This is a genomic window from Eubacterium album, from assembly GCF_025336545.1.
In the GTDB taxonomy this organism is placed as follows: Bacteria; Bacillota; Clostridia; order Lachnospirales; family Lachnospiraceae; genus Eubacterium_U; species Eubacterium_U album.
The window spans coordinates 231,779-248,100 of record NZ_JAODBU010000008.1; the positions used below are offsets into that span (position 1 = coordinate 231,779).

Annotated in this window: 14 protein-coding genes and 1 tRNA gene; 2 read left to right on the plus strand and 13 right to left on the minus strand. The window is 30.8% G+C overall.

The window, feature by feature from the left end; all coding sequences use genetic code 11:
- Positions 1-17: 17 nt before the first annotated feature.
- Positions 18-2,654 (minus strand): DNA polymerase I, encoded by a 2,637-nt coding sequence (gene polA / locus N5B56_RS09935; protein WP_117909336.1) that lies wholly within the window; start codon positions 2,652-2,654, stop codon positions 18-20.
- A gap of 27 nt (positions 2,655-2,681) precedes the next feature.
- Positions 2,682-3,047, minus strand: a complete 366-nt coding sequence (locus tag N5B56_RS09940) for an anti-sigma factor (RefSeq protein ID WP_158562646.1) — start codon at positions 3,045-3,047, stop codon at positions 2,682-2,684.
- A 148-nt stretch (positions 3,048-3,195) separates the two neighbouring features.
- Between N5B56_RS09940 and N5B56_RS09945 the strand changes: the two genes are divergently transcribed.
- A tRNA-Leu gene (locus tag N5B56_RS09945) sits at positions 3,196-3,277 on the plus strand.
- A 219-nt stretch (positions 3,278-3,496) separates the two neighbouring features.
- On the opposite strand, the gene N5B56_RS09950 is transcribed toward N5B56_RS09945, so the two are convergent.
- The 11 genes from N5B56_RS09950 to N5B56_RS10000 all read right to left on the minus strand — a co-directional run bounded on the left by N5B56_RS09950 (position 3,497) and on the right by N5B56_RS10000 (position 14,645).
- A complete protein-coding gene (locus N5B56_RS09950; protein ID WP_022089554.1) occupies positions 3,497-5,095 on the minus strand; it encodes a chitobiase/beta-hexosaminidase C-terminal domain-containing protein in 1,599 nt (532 codons plus the stop codon).
- A gap of 73 nt (positions 5,096-5,168) precedes the next feature.
- Positions 5,169-5,783 carry an epoxyqueuosine reductase QueH gene (locus N5B56_RS09955; protein ID WP_260978842.1) on the minus strand — a complete coding sequence of 205 codons (615 nt, stop codon included), beginning with the start codon at positions 5,781-5,783 and terminating at the stop codon, positions 5,169-5,171.
- Positions 5,784-5,827: 44 nt separating this feature from the next.
- Complete coding sequence (locus N5B56_RS09960) at positions 5,828-6,280, minus strand: NUDIX hydrolase (RefSeq protein WP_022089552.1); 453 nt, start codon at positions 6,278-6,280, stop codon at positions 5,828-5,830.
- Positions 6,281-6,573: 293 nt separating this feature from the next.
- On the minus strand, positions 6,574-8,049 hold the full coding sequence (locus tag N5B56_RS09965) for a peptidoglycan D,D-transpeptidase FtsI family protein (protein WP_260978843.1): 1,476 nt from the start codon (positions 8,047-8,049) through the stop codon (positions 6,574-6,576).
- Positions 7,958-9,391, minus strand: a complete 1,434-nt coding sequence (locus tag N5B56_RS09970) for an FtsW/RodA/SpoVE family cell cycle protein (RefSeq protein ID WP_022089550.1) — start codon at positions 9,389-9,391, stop codon at positions 7,958-7,960. The genes N5B56_RS09965 and N5B56_RS09970 overlap by 92 nt, the downstream gene beginning before the upstream one ends.
- Before the next feature lie 13 nt (positions 9,392-9,404).
- On the minus strand, positions 9,405-11,555 hold the full coding sequence (locus N5B56_RS09975; protein ID WP_260978844.1) for a peptidase U32 family protein: 2,151 nt from the start codon (positions 11,553-11,555) through the stop codon (positions 9,405-9,407).
- A gap of 109 nt (positions 11,556-11,664) precedes the next feature.
- The gene (locus N5B56_RS09980; protein WP_022089548.1) at positions 11,665-12,069 is read right to left on the minus strand and encodes a cell division protein ZapA; all 405 of its coding nucleotides are present in this window, start codon (positions 12,067-12,069) and stop codon (positions 11,665-11,667) included.
- 71 nt (positions 12,070-12,140) lie between these two features.
- On the minus strand, positions 12,141-13,133 hold the full coding sequence (gene ruvB, locus N5B56_RS09985; RefSeq protein WP_022089547.1) for a Holliday junction branch migration DNA helicase RuvB: 993 nt from the start codon (positions 13,131-13,133) through the stop codon (positions 12,141-12,143).
- A gap of 34 nt (positions 13,134-13,167) precedes the next feature.
- Positions 13,168-13,761 (minus strand): Holliday junction branch migration protein RuvA, encoded by a 594-nt coding sequence (gene ruvA / locus N5B56_RS09990; protein ID WP_117909328.1) that lies wholly within the window; start codon positions 13,759-13,761, stop codon positions 13,168-13,170.
- Positions 13,758-14,264 (minus strand): Gx transporter family protein, encoded by a 507-nt coding sequence (locus N5B56_RS09995; protein WP_022089545.1) that lies wholly within the window; start codon positions 14,262-14,264, stop codon positions 13,758-13,760. The genes ruvA and N5B56_RS09995 overlap by 4 nt, the downstream gene beginning before the upstream one ends.
- Before the next feature lie 9 nt (positions 14,265-14,273).
- A complete protein-coding gene (locus tag N5B56_RS10000) occupies positions 14,274-14,645 on the minus strand; it encodes a NusG domain II-containing protein (RefSeq protein WP_158562645.1) in 372 nt (123 codons plus the stop codon).
- A gap of 296 nt (positions 14,646-14,941) precedes the next feature.
- On the opposite strand from N5B56_RS10000, the gene N5B56_RS10005 reads away from it, so the two are divergent.
- Positions 14,942-16,030, plus strand: coding sequence for an FAD:protein FMN transferase (locus N5B56_RS10005; RefSeq protein ID WP_022089543.1), 1,089 nt, complete (start codon positions 14,942-14,944; stop codon positions 16,028-16,030).
- Positions 16,031-16,322 lie beyond the last annotated feature (292 nt).

Below are 16,322 nucleotides of genomic sequence, written 5' to 3' on the forward strand. Positions count from 1 at the left end.
GTATTATGAAGTAATCTTTAATGAGCTTCATTCCAGTTGTTCCCAACTTCAACCTCAACTTCTAACGCCACACGCAAATCAGCCGCATTCTTCATATTATCAACTAAAATTTGTTTTACCTGTTCCACTTCATCTTTGTAAGCTTCAACCAACAATTCATCATGAACCTGCAATACTATCTTTGATTTTAAATTTTGTTCTTTTAAAGCTTTGTCCACGTTAATCATTGCGATTTTCATAATATCTGCAGCTGTTCCCTGAATCGGTGCATTCATGGCAACTCTTTCCCCAAACGATTTTTGCATAAAATTGCCACTTTTCAATTCCGGTATCGGACGTCTTCTTCCAAATAAAGTAACTGAATAGCCTTTTTCTTTTGCACTTTCGACAGCATCATCCAAATATTTTTTTACGCCCGGATAACTTACAAAATAGTCCTTGATATATTTATCAGCCTCTTTTCTACTGATTGATAAATCCTGGCTTAATCCAAATGAACTGATTCCATAAACAATTCCAAAATTTACTGCTTTAGCATTGCTTCTCTGTTCTTTAGTAACTTCATCTAAAGGTACATTAAATACCAAAGATGCTGTGCTTTGATGTATATCCTTTGCTTCTTTATAAGCATTTATCAGATTCTCATCATCTGACATATGAGCTAAAATTCTAAGTTCAATCTGAGAATAATCTGCATCCACAAACACACATCCTTCTTTTGGAACAAATACTTTTCTAACTTCTCTACCAAGTGCAGTTCTAACAGGAATGTTCTGAAGATTTGGATCAGTACTGCTGATTCTTCCTGTCGCAGTAATTGTCTGATTAAATTTGCCATGAATTCTACCATCTTCTTCTATAAACCCGGCAAGTCCATCTGCATAAGTTGATTTTAATTTTGTAACCTGTCTGTAAGATAATATTTTTTCAACAAACGGATAATCCGGCTTTAATTTTTCTAAAACATCCGCAGATGTCGAATAACCTGTTTTTGTCTTTTTGCCACCCGGAAGACCCATTTCGTTAAATAAAATTTCACCAAGCTGTTTAGGTGAATTTATTTTAAATTCATGTCCGGCCTCTTTATAAATTTCTTCTTCAAGCGTTTTAATACTTTCAGCTAGCTTATCACCATATTCTTTTAATGAATCAGCCTCAACCTTAATACCTGTTTTTTCCATATCATACAATGCATACGTCAAAGGAACCTCAATCTTTTCATATAAATCTATCATTCCTTCGTTTTCTAATTTTTCTTTTAAAGGTTCAATAGATTTATACAATACATAAGAATTATATGAAGCATATTTAGAAATATTATCTATGTTTTCTAAAACACTTTTATCCTTTTTATAATTTGCGAAAATTTCATCATATGCAGGCACTTCAAACTCTAAATAGTCTCTTGCTATATCATCATATTCGTAAGTAGATTTCAAGGGATTAAGTAAATATGCTGCAATTCCTGCATCAAATAATTTATTTTCAGTCTCCGTTTCTACAAATCTAAGATTACTTTTTATATCATTCACACTAACTTCTACAGCATTACTTACAATATAATTTAATTTTTCTTTTAAATATTCACCTGTTATAAACCCACTTACAGGAATATAGTATGTTTCATCATCACTTATAGTTATAGAAATTCCTCTGATTTCATCATTATTTAAATCGATAAACAATCCAACTTTCTTTAATTTTTGAATTTCTGACAATAGATTTTCAACTTCACCAAAATCCTCCATTATCTTAAAGTTTTCTTCAAAAGTATTTTCTGTGCTTATTGAATCAAATTTAGAAATCATGCTTTTAAATTCAAATTTCTTTACCATTGCAAGTGCTTCTTTATTAAACATATCTTCTAAAACACAATCAGATATTTTCACTTCAACAGGTACGCTTGTATTTATAGTAGCAAGTGTTTTGCTCATTTGGGCCATATCAAAATGTTCTTTTAAAGCTTCTCTGTTTCTTTTATTTTTTATATCATCTGCATGTTCAAATGCATTTTCAATAGAACCATATTCACTTATAATTGTAGTTGCACCTTTTTCTCCAATCCCCGGAACTCCTGGAATATTATCAGAAGAATCTCCCATAAGTGCCTTCACATCAATAAATTCCTTAGGTGTCACGCTGTATTTTTCTAATACCTGTGTAACATTATAATCTTCAATTTCTGTTTTTCCTTTTTTTGTTTTAGGGATTCTGATTTTAACATGTTCTGTTGCTAACTGAAGTAAATCTCTATCTCCTGAAATAACAGACACCTCAAGTCCCTGCTCTTCACCTGCTTTAGATAGTGTTCCAAGTATATCATCAGCTTCAAATCCAGCAAGTTCAGTTGTTTTAATATTCAAAGCCTTAAGCATTTCTTTCATCAAAGGTACCTGCTGTTTTAATTCAGGAAGCATTGGCTTTCTTGTACCCTTGTATTCTTTGTACATTTCATGCCTAAATGTAGGTTGATGTACATCAAATGCAACGCATAAATATTTTGGATTTTCCTCATCAATAATTTTAAACAAAATATTTAAAAAACCAAAAATAGCATTTGTATGTGTTCCTTCAGAATTTGTAAAATCAGGGACACCATAAAATGCTCTGTTTAAAATACTATGTCCATCTATTAATACTAATTTATCTCTCACTTGATTTCTCCATTTCCATCTGTTTATTTATATATATCCAATAAGAACGCCAATTAAAAATCCAATTATACATATAACTATAATGCCACATACAACAATTGATATTTTAGTTGCCCACTTTTGTTTTTTTTGTTTTGTAAACCATTCATCATAAAAACTGAATATATCTTCTAATTCCTGGTCATACCCAACATCCTCTCCACTATTGTCAGGTGCCGGTACATCACCTAAACCTCTATTAATTAAATAATATAATTCTAAATCTTCTCTACATTTTTTACAGGTTCTTGCATGTTCAATAAATTCTTCAAGTTCATCTGTATATTCAATTTTATCAAAAATAAAATCATGAATTAAATTTTGAAATTCTCTGCATTCCATACATTTATTCATAACAAGTAATTTACTTATTATTCTCCTTTTTACACAAAAATTCAACCTCTTTGCAATACCATTATAATACATCATTTACTATTACACGTCAAAGCAAAAAAGTAATTGACTTTTTTATATATCAATGTTACAATCTATTTCGTTGTATGCGGATGTGTCGGAATGGCAGACGAAGCAGACTCAAAATCTGCCGGGGTTTCCCCGTGCGGGTTCAAGTCCCGCCATCCGCATTATATAAAAGGCACAAGATATATCTTGTGCCTTTTTGTTATGCACAATGAGTCAAATACTATCAGCCTTTTGCTTGCAAAAAAGGCTGATAGTATTTGACGAATGTATAATCACTGAGAAGCAGCGTAGCGGATTCGAAGTGTTATTCATGGCAAAGCAATGTGCATAAAGAAAATTGCCAGCTTTATATTTTTTTAAGCTGGCAATTTATATTTACATTATTTAATTTCAACTAATGAATACGAATCTCCAGATACATTTGCTCTAAAACATGCCCCTGTGTCGCATGAAATTGCGTATGTATCTTCTTTTGTTATTGAACCTGAATCAGATTCTATTGAAAACGAAACAATATAGTAGTTCTTTTTTTCTACTTTGGCAATACTCTTATACGTAAAGTAAGCTACATCGCCATTTTTATACTCACCATATTCATTTTCCATTGTTTTATTTTTTACAAGAATTGTTGTAAGCATGCTTACTGCCTGATCATATGAATATTCATATACTTCTTCATAATCATAAACTCTTGTTACAACTTTACTGTATATTCCTTCAGAATTCATTGCAATAAATGAAAATACTGTGTTTCCTTTTGGCATCTTAATTTCTTTTGTATATTCTGTTGATTTAGAATCAGGAATACTTCCATCTTTAGTATAATATATTTTGCAATCTGCATCGGCAGTTACCGTTATTTTCTTCTGAGTATCATAAACTCCGCTGTCAATGCTTACCACAGGCATATTTACTGTAGGAAACTCTAATCTATATCTGGCAGTCAATTCTTTACTACTCTTTCCATTTGAATCAATAGAAATAGCTTTAATAGTATAAGTACCCTGTTTTTCAAATTTAATTGGCGTGGAATACTTTGTACTATCTTCTGATGGTTCTGAACCATCGAGAGTATAATATATATCCAAATTATTAGATACATGTAATGATATTTCTATCGGTTTGCTATATGTTCCTGTTTCCACACTTGGATTTGGAATTGTTCCATCAAAATTAGACAATTTTTCTTTAATGGAATAATCTTCAACCGAATCAATTAATTTATCAATTTTATCACTCATATCATTATTTTGATACAAAATAATCAACGCTTCATAATATGATATTTCTTTTGGGTTTAATGAAATAAGTTTCTCAAGAACACTAATTTCTTCATCGGCATATTCACCCATATATTCATAGCAATGCCATAATTTTTCATATACAGACACTCTTTCTGAATTATTTATTGCGTGATTAGATGCACTATTATATTGAGTCGCTGCAGCTGCATAGTTTTTAGCATCGTAATAATCGTTTCCTGCTTTATAATACTTATTAAACTTTTCTTCATTTTTTGATCTTGTAAACAGCACAACAGAAACAACTATTACAGCTGCAAATAATATTCCTAATATTGTTAATATAATTATATTCTTTTTGCTTTTCTTTTTAGGCTTTTTATTTACACTTTGATAAGATGGTTCATCGTTCTTAATTCTCGATTTCTGATTGTCAAATCTACTTATCTGAGGCTCTTTTTTCTTTTCATTTTCTTCAAAAGTATTCTCTTCAAAATCAATCGGTTTTCTATTAATCGGGGTTTCCATTACATCTTTTTTATGTAAATCAATATTGGTCTTTGTGGCATTTAAATCTGGACTAATCCCGCTTACTATTCTGGTTGCAGAGAGATCATCATTATTCAAATCAATATTATTGACGGTCTCATTGTCACCATTTGAATATAACGGTGCTCCACAAACAACACAAAAAGATTGATCACTTTCGCATTTTGCTCCACATTTTGGACAATTCATAATTACATCTCCTTCTTAATTATGGATTTTACTTGAATATATCATAATTACCATTTCTTTGTAAACATATACTCTATTCATCTCTCTGTGAATATACACATCCACAGTAATTTTGTCGATATAAATCATACTCTTTCGACAACTCTATCGATCTTTTATAACCCTCTTTCTTCTTGAAGTCTGAAAACAAATATGGAATTTTATATTCTATCGACAGTTTTTCTCCAATAGAATTTAATTTTTCTGAGTTTTTTAATGGGCTAATGGATAAAGTTGTTGTAAAGAAATCAAAGTTCTTTTCTGATGCATACTTTGCAGCCTTTCTTAGGCGAAGTTCATAACATCTAAAGCATCTTTCTCCTCCCTCTTTACATTCTTCATATCCTTTTGCAATATCATAAAATTCTCCATCGTCATATTTCATAATATCCAAATCTACTTTATTAACTAATGGCATTTCTTTAATAAGTCTCTCTAATTCTGAGGCTCTATAATCATATTCCTTCTTTGTTGATATATTAGGATTATAAAACAAGACTGTAATCAAAAAATAATTTGATAAATATTCAAGAACATAACTGCTACATGGTGCACAACATGCATGAAGTAACAATTTAGGTTTTTCATTATTTTTTACAATTCCATTAATTGTTTTCTCTAATTCCTTTTGATAATTTATTTTATTCATTTACATATAAAGAGGCCTCTGCGGATGCAAATGCCTCTACTTCCTTATAAATATTTTTTATTTCCCCATAAATTTTGTCTTTTCAACTCAAGATACTCATTATATCCTTTTTCAAGTATCTGCTTTTCATTAGGAAATTTCAGCAAATGATAAGCTTCTATAAACTTATAGTATCCTGAATCAAGGAAATATTCTTCTCTTTGTGGCCTGCTGTAGTAACTATCCGCCATCATTAAATACCAATGAACTTCTTTATGAACTGTATCGCCTGGTATGTTAAAATTATATTCGCTTTTTCCGATATACTTAACAATATGTGCATTAACTCCTGTTTCTTCACACACTTCACGCAATGCAGTCTGTTTATACTCTTCTCCCTGTTCAACCGTACCTTTTGGCAAAACCCATCCTTCATATCGATTCTTATAATTCTTATATAAAGTTAATATTTTGCCACGAAATATTACAACACCACCACAACTTACTGCTTTCTGCATAACAATCCTCCTGTAAGTCAATATGTTTATGGTGTTCATATGCTTGAGAGTTGCCTAAACGCATCTAACGTATGTAAAGATCATATACAAAATTATCATCAATACATATCAAACATTCATACTTTAGTATACAAAATCTTATCTGGTATTTCAATAAAACATTGTTATTAAATTATTATTCAACAAAATTATATAATCTTGGAACGGGTCACAAGAGCTTTCACCCACTTATGAGTAGGTTCATGTAGGATTAAACCTTTTGACTCTGGCATCATTTATTATAATGACACACATTACTCAAAATAATCATCGAATATTGCTTTTACACATTTTACTGCTGAATCGCTTCCTTCAGGCATGTCTTCAATTACAACTGCAATGGCAATTTTTTTACCATCTTTTTCTCCGTATCCGACAAACCACGAATTTACATTATTATTCTTATCTATTTCAGCAGTTCCTGTTTTACCATACGCTGTATATTTTGAATATGCCATGATTTTACCAGTTCCATATTCAACAACGGCTCTCATATATTTCTGGAGCTGCTTTGCTTCTTTTTTAGTCATTAAGCTGGCATATTCTTCATTCTCTGTCTTTGTAACTACAGATTTATCACTTGATTCTATTTTATCAACAAGATATGGCTTCATCAATTTTCCGTTATTAGCTATTGATGAAGCTATCATGGCCATATGAATTGGTGTAACTAATGTAGTTCCCTGACCTATACTTGTCTGCATTATGTCAAATGTAGTTGATTCATTTGACAAATTAAATTCACTCTTGTTATATTCAATTTCAATAGGTAATTTTTCATTAAATAACAATCCTTTTGCTGTGCTTGCAAACTTTGTCATATCAAGTTCAGTTCCAATAGTTGAAAAAGCACTGTTACATGAATATGCAAATGCGTCAATCAATTCTTCACTATAATGTGCATGTCCATCAAAGCATTTGATAGATACATTATTTATAGTTGTACTACCCTTACAATTAAAATGAAAATCATTATAATTTTTATTTTCACGCATATATTCTAATGTTGTAACAATTTTAAATATTGAACCCGGTGTATATTTTCCCTGAGTAGCTCTATTAACAAGTCTGCTATCGCTTGTATCTTTTGCCAGTTTATCCCAAATATCATCAATTGTATTCGGATTATAATTTGGCTTCGAAGTCATAGCTTTGATTGCTCCACTCTCTGGATCAATGATAACTACAGCTCCCTTATTTTTACCCAAACTATCAGTAGCACTTTTTTGCAAAGAAACATCTAATGTTGTATATACATCATTTCCTTTTTCTTTTACATTCATAAAATCGTCGACTATTTTTTGAATAGGACTGACATTTGTACTTAAAAGCTCGTAATTGTAAACTTTCTCTAAACCTGATTTTCCATGATTTTTTATTCCGATTACATGAGAAAATAATTCATCATATGGATATTCTCTGGTTTCATTACCTGCATCATCAGTTTTAGTATATGCAAGTTTATCTCCATCAGCGCTAAATATAGTTCCTCTTACTACAGTTTCAGCATATCCATCAATTCTTTTATTATAATCGTTATTTACAACATCATGACTCTCTACAACAAGAAAATACACATAATATCCTATCATTACAAAGAAAATAAGTGCAAAAATTATCGTTGTAGTCATAATTTCACTATTTAATTTTTTTCTTTTTTTTCTTTCCGACTTTTCCAATTTCGCCTGTTCTTTCAAGCTGTCGTATTCTCTCTGTCTGTCTCTGTTCATTGACTAATCCTTCCGTTGGAATTCTTCGCGTTACGTTTCTTTTTACTTTAGTTCCCACAATTGCTAAACCTTGCATAATTGCAAACACAAATAATGTACTTAGTATTGAACTACCACCACTACTTACTAAAGGTAACGTTACACCTGTTGATGGAATCATTTTAAGTGCACCACCTATTGTAAGAAATACCTGTACTGCATAGCCTACACCAAGACCTACACACACAAGTTTATTAAACATATTTGCCTGTTCCATCGCAATTTTCAAAAATGCAATAAAACAACTAAAACAAACTAAAATTAAAAGCATTGCAAATAGACCGCCAAATTCTTCTGCTATAGCAGAAAAGATGAAGTCCTCAGTAACTACAGGAATATATTTAGGCGAGCCCTCATACAATCCAGTTCCCATAAATCCACCACTTCCAATAGCAAATAATGACTGTGCAACCTGATAGCCTGCATTATCTATAACTGACCATGGATCTCTCCATGCAATAAATCTCTCCTGCACATGTGAAAAAAGATGATACGCTATTACCGAAGCACCTGATAGCCCTCCGGCTCCTAAAAACAAATATATAATATTTCTTGTTGAAACAAATAGCATAAATAAATAAATCATAAAAAAGATTAAAGCACTTCCTAAATCTGTTGAAGCTACTAAAATCAAAACATATATAGCTGCTAAAACCGCAGAAATACACACATCTTTAAATTTATTATGTTCAGCCAAATAACCTGCAAGAAAAAATACAAAGATAATTTTAACAAATTCTGATGGTTGGAATTTAAAATTTCCAATTTCAATTGCAAGTTTCGCTCCATAATCTTCATCTCCAAGGAACAAAACTGCTATAAGAGCTGCTATTCCAACGAAACAATATACCCATGTCAGATATTTCCATAATTGGAATTTACTCATCAAAAATGGTACAATAAGAGATGCCATTGTCACAACGGCAACAATAATGAACTGTCTGACACTTGTTTCAAAATTAAGTCGTGCAAGCATGATAAATCCAATAGATAAAAGCATACACATATTGCTTAATACCGCTCTGCTTATATTAGAATAAATTATTGGAAAAATACCTAATACTATTACTAAATAGCACAACTGTGCTCCCGCTAATATAACTGTAAAATTAGAGGGATTTTTCAAATATACAACGGATATTCCCAAAACATAAACAATAAATATTATTGCATTCTGTCTGTGAAATATTCTTGCTGTCTTTCTTTCTTTTCTTGTTTTTAATGCACTAAAACATTCCCATGTATATACCGCCATTAGTAACACAAAAATATATTTAGCTGCAGTAACGTACAAAGTTTCCATATCTTATCTCCGGTTATAACACTCCTCTGTTAAAATGTCCTCTTGTTATTTCACTATTATTTTCAAATAACAAATCATATTCTTTATTATCTATATGTTCAATCATATTTTTAATTTGTTTTTTTGATTCGAATGTAAAAGAATATCTTATACTGTTTAACTTTAGTTTATCAATTTTATTATTATAATCAATCAATGAAAGTGGCTTACAATTATATATAAGATTATAGCAGTAATCGCAAACGCATTTCACCTTAAAATATTCACTCTTTCTATCTTTTAAACTGTAAATCTCTTTTGACTTTTGACACATATCACAACTTTTAGCAATGCAATTTACAGTTGTCATTACAGGCATATAACCATATATAATCATTTCCTGACCACTACATCCCATATCAAACATTTCTTTATAATTCAATTCTACAGGAACAGTATATGTTATATCATCTGTTTTACGGATAAATTGTTGTGAAAAACTATTCATAACGTATACATTATAATCAAAAATATAATTTTTTACCATATCTATATTTTTAAGCCAGAAATATTCCTCCATATTTCTAATTAATGCACCATCAAATTTATTTAACATTCCTATATATTCTTTTGAAAAATAAGCCTTGTCTTTTTCCCTGAATATATATGGCATTGCTATATATATCTGTTTAGTTTTGTTGTTTACTACTTCTTCAATTTCCTGTCTTGTAAATTCTGATGCTTCTATATATATTCTTGATATTCTATTCCATTTTTCAATAGTTTTATACTGTTCAAAATTAGAAACCAACGCTGTTTCCAGCTTTTTATCATTACATATTATTGTATTTTTCTCTACATTTTCATATGGTAAAGCATTATTTCTTTTATATCTGTCAATAATGCTTTTTGTCATTTCATCAATCAGTTTTCTCTTTAATTGATTTATTTTACCAATGGTTACAAATAAATTGTCATCGATATAAGTTTCTATTTTTTCAACTTTAAATGGTGTATTTCCAAGCTTTGCCATTTTTTCATTTACCAAATCAGAAGTTGTAGGTAGTTTTTTTGCTTCATCAGGCAAATCTTCATATACGGTAACAACATTTTCACCACATATTCCAACAGCTTCCATTGGAGAATCTTTTTTTATTGTAACAAATATATCTATATTTTTTCTTAAGTTAGTATTAATATATTTGTTCTGAATTTCCTTTATTAAACCTTCATTAGCTGCTCTGAAATCAGGTTTAGAAAATGTAATCATTTCTTTACCGTTATATGTTTTATAATAACTCTCACTAAATCCTTTTCTATTAAAAAGGTCATTCAATTTCTTTATATCATTATTATCTACTTTATATTTTTTTCGACCAAACTGTAAATATAAGTCAATATATTTTCTATAAATACTTACAACTCCTGCCGTGTATTCAGGCTTCTTCATTCTTCCTTCGATTTTAAGAGAATAAACACCTGATTCAATAATATCCGGCAATATTTTCAATGTGCAAATATCCTTAGGACTTAATACATACTTTGAATCTCCCGGATTAAGCACTTTACCATTCTTTACAACATCATATTCCATTCTACATGGCTGGGCACATCTTCCCCTGTTTCCACTTCTACCGCCAATGTAACTACTTAAAAGGCACTGGCCTGAATAACAATAACATAAAGCACCATGTACAAAACTCTCGATTTCTATATCACAATTTTCTTTAATTTTTTTAATTTCCGGAATTGATAGTTCTCTTGGAATAACAATTCTTGTTACCCCTTTATTTTTCAACTCTTTTACAGTGAGTTCACCTAATATTGTCATCTGTGTACTGGCATGAACATGTAACTGTGGGAAATATTTTCTTACAAATTCCAAAACTCCATAATCCTGAACTATAACTGCATCTAAGCCATGAACATATAATGGTTCAAGATAATCATAAAGTTCTTTTTTTATTTCATTCTCCTTAAGCAGTGTATTTATTGTCAAATATATCTTTCTGCCATGCAAATGAGCGTAATCGATTACGGACTTTAATTGTTCAATAGTTAAATTGTCCGCATTTGCCCTTGCTCCAAATTTTTCACCACCGGTATAAACTGCATCTGCCCCTGCATTAAATGCCGCAATAACAGTTTCATATGAACCACCTGGTGCTAAAAGTTCTACTTTCATTATTCCTCCGGTCGTTAACTGCTTTAAACTTAAAAAAGACCGGCTACAGGTCTTTTTTATTGTTTCCCAGTCACAATAACTTATTAAGCTTATATTATATGTGCTTTTGTTATTTCTTATTTTTTAATTCTGTCTGCAATTTTACTATTTCTTTCTGAAGTTCGATATTCTTATCTTTTGCTTCCTGAAGCTGTGCCTCTAACGATTCAATCTTCATATCTGCTGTAATTAAATCATGTTTTAAATCATAATTTTCTTTATCTTTTTCTTCTATCTCTACCTGAAGAAAATCAGCCTGCTTCTTTGCCTTAAAATAGTCATCTGCAATGTTAATTTCTAATAAAGTCTTCTGTGTATCAATTTTCTGTCTACGATAGGCATCATCCTGCTTAAATTCTAATATTTTACTACTAATATATGTAGCAAGTTTCTGTAAATAAGCTTCGCTTTCAAATCCGCCTATAGTATATATCTTTCCATCTATTATCACGTCAATTACATTCTTCGCTGACATATGTACTCTCCTCATTGTATTCAAGTATAAACTACGTTAATTTTATCACAATTTTTTACAAATACAACCATTTATTGTTTTATCCCTAAATGCTCATAAGCGATAGGTGTTGCAATTCTTCCTCTAGGAGTACGTTGTATAAGACCATTCTGAATTAAATATGGTTCATATACATCCTCTAAAGTTCCTGAATCCTCACCAATTGAGGCCGCCAAAGTATCAAGTCCTACAGGTCCTCCTGCAAATTTATAAATAATTGTTTCAAGTATTGTTCTATCCCCTTTATCTAATCCAATCTTATCTACATCCAAAAGATTCAGTGCATAATCTGCAACCTCTTTTGTAATATGTCCGTTATATTTAATTTGTGCAAAATCTCTCACTCTTTTTAAAAGTCTGTTAGCAAGTCTAGGGGTTCCTCTTGAACGTCTTGCCATTTCAACTGCACCATCCTCATCAATTTCCACATTTAATACTTTAGCTGAACGTGTAATGATTGTCTTTAATTCATCAACTGTATAAAACTCAAGCCTGTTAATTACACCAAATCTATCTCTAAGTGGTGCAGTAAGTAAACCTGCTCTGGTAGTTGCACCAACTAAAGTAAATCTAGGCAAATCAAGTCTTATTGAACGTGCTGTTGTACCTTTTCCTATCATTATATCTATTGCAAAGTCTTCCATTGCAGGATAAAGTACTTCCTCTACCTGTCTATTCAATCTGTGAATTTCATCTATAAAAAGCACATCACCTTCGCCTAAGTTATTTAATATTGCTGCCATTTCGCCGGGCTTTTCAATGGCAGGTCCAGATGTAACTTTAAGATTTACTCCCATCTCGTTAGCAATTATCGATGCCAATGTTGTCTTTCCTAAACCGGGTGGTCCGTAAAACAAAATATGGTCTAAAGATTCACCTCTTGCTTTCGCAGCTTCTATATAAACTTTTAAATTAGTTTTAATTTTTTCCTGACCTATATATTCATCTAATCCCTGAGGCCTTAGCGTCTTTTCTATAGCAATATCTTCATATTCAGGTTCAGTAGTAATTATTCTTCTGGACATTACTCTACTCCTTTTTCACATAATTCTACATTGATTAGTAAATCTTTTTTAATGCCATTTTAATTACGTTTTCTACGTCTAGTTCTTCTATATTATCAATACTCTTAACTGCCCTATAAGCATCTGCCTGTGAATAGCCAAGTGCTACAAGTGCCATAACTGCTTCTGACATAGAATTATTATCATTAACTTGAAAGTTTGCATCTAATTTAGGCTCAAGTACATCTTCTAAATTTAATTTATCCTTTAGCTCAATAATAACTTTTTGTGCTGTCTTTGCACCAATTCCAGGAGCCTTTGAAATAGCTTTTGCATCTTCTGAAATAACGGCAACCCTCAAGTCATCCGTAGTAATTGTAGATAAGACGGCAAGTCCTCCTTTTGGTCCTATTCCATTTACGGTAATAAGCAATTTAAATACTTCTAAATCGTCTCTTGTAAGGAAACCAAACAATTGCATTGCATCTTCTCTTACATTCAAATATGTAAACACTCTTACTGTTTCATCCACATTCAATGTATCTATCTGAGATGCCGGCATAAAAACGTTATACCCAACACCATTATTATTCACAACAACCTTATCTACATCAATATATTCAATAATTCCTTCAACAAATCCTATCACTGTATATCTCCTTTATTATTGTAAAATTTATCTATTCTATCAAGGACCAATCTGCTTACTATACCTATTATTGCACCTGTAACAGCACCAGTTAAAATTAAAATAGGTAAATATCCAAAAATATAATAATTATCAACTACAAATGATGCGACAACAATCTGCCCTATGTTATGAAAAATTCCGCCAAACATACTTACTATCATAATTGAAAATTTATTAGTTTTCTTCATTATCACCATAACTATCATGCTTAAAGTTGCACCTGCTAATGCGAAAAAAATGCTAAACAAATTTCCAAACATAAATCCTACTATTAATATTCTGACAAAATTACATACGGCCGCTTCTTTTGTTCCTTCCAAATAAAGTACTATTATAATAGCTAAATTAGCAAGTCCTATTTTCATTCCCGGGATGCCTAAAACAGGAATGCATGACTCAACATAACTTAAAATAACAGCAAAAGCAACAAACATTCCTAACAAAGGTACTTTCTTACTCATGTCATTCTCCTACCTGGCAATTACATCTACTTCTGATTTATCATCTGAAACTATAGTAACTTCTACCTTATGTGGAAGACAAATTAATGTCTGTCCATCTTTACTGATAGTTCCCATATTAACACATGTCTGATTACTACAATCCGACTCTTTTATCTTTGCTTTTTTATCTTTAATCCGAATAATATTATATCCGTTATCAACATTAACTTTATATTCCTGATTTTTGTTTAAATCAAGCTTTTTCTCTATCTTTCCATCTACATATATAACAACTGTATCCGCTTCATCGTTTCTTAACAAATTTACCGTAATATAACTTATAATTACAATTACAGCAACACAAATAATAGCTATAATATCATATTTTTTTAACTTCATTATCACACCAAAATTGAGAGTTTTTGACCCCGACATCATTTATTAGTTTCATTAATTTATATATTTTTATATAAATTAGAACAAATGTTTACCTATAGAATGATAACATAATTATATTTTTTATACAATCAGTATTTTCTGCTAATTTATAAAATAAAATGTGTTATAATAAGCAATAGTTATATATTAAGATGCCAAAGCAAAATGGTCTAAGTTCACATAAGTTTGCTTATAATTGGGCAAAAAAAATTTAACCACGACATCATACTAAACGATATATGAATATGGAGAATATTATGAAAAAAACTTTATTAAAAAAGCTGTTATCTCTTACAATAGTCATCACACTTCTTGCTATGCCTCTTACAGGATGTGTTTCCACATCATCAAGTACTACGGCAACAGCAACACACGAATGTTTCAATACTGTTGTTACACTTACAATAAACAGTTGTAGTGGTGATGAATCAGCTGATGATATAATAAATGAATGCTTTGGTCTTTGTTATAATTACGAAAAACTATTTAGTAGAACCAAAGATTCAAGTGACGTTTCAGCCATTAACAATTCAAATGGGCAGCCTGTAGAGGTAAAACCTGTAGTTGCTGAATTAATAGAAGATAGTATTTATTATAGCGAATTATCTAATGGTGCATTCGATATTACTATTGCCCCATTGAGTATACTTTGGAACATTACAGGTGATAATCCATCCGTTCCGTCATCAGATGATATTACTAATGCATTGTCACATGTAAACTACGAAAATATATCCGTCAACGATTCTACAGTTACACTAGCAGACCCTGAAGCAAAAATAGATTTAGGTGGAATTGCAAAAGGATTTGTTGCAGACAAAATAAAAAGCTATATGATTCAGACAGGTGTTACTTCAGCAATAATAAATCTTGGTGGAAATATTGTTACAATTGGTGGCAAAAAAAATGGTGGCAATTTTAATATAGGAATTCAAAAACCATTTGGTTCATCCGAAGAATATTCAGCAATTGTAAAAGGTTCAAATTTATCAATTGTAACTTCAGGCTCTTATGAACGATATTTCAAACAGGACGGAAAAATATATCATCATATTTTAGACACAAAAACAGGTTATCCTGTTGATAACAGACTTTTATCTGTAACTATTATTTCCGAGGATTCCTTAAGTGGTGATGCATTAAGTACAACTTGTTTTGCTTTAGGGTTAAAAAAAGGCATGCGTTTAATAGAAAATACACCAGAAATCGAAGCAGTATTTATTGATAAAGATTACACAATCCATACTTCAAGCGGACTTGTCTTGGATGAAGGAGAAGATGGAGTTCCTACAATTTCAGTTGTTTCTCCAGAATCATTAACAGAAGAAGTAAATGAAGCTGAATAATAAACACAAACTAAAATTATTTCATATTTTGATATAGAAAATAAAATGTCTTACGAATTGTCTTGTATTAACTACTCTTGCGATTTGTAGGACATTTTTATGTAATAAACAGTTATAATCTGATAGAAATATATATCTGTAAAATACATTTTTTATAAACTATCATTTTTTTCGAGTCTGTGAAATAAAGTCTGTAAATAGACATTCTATGATAAGTGATGGAGCTGTAAGTTCATGAAATGAGCTTGCAGCTCTTGTTTATATAACTAGCATATAAAAATACCCATGTCAA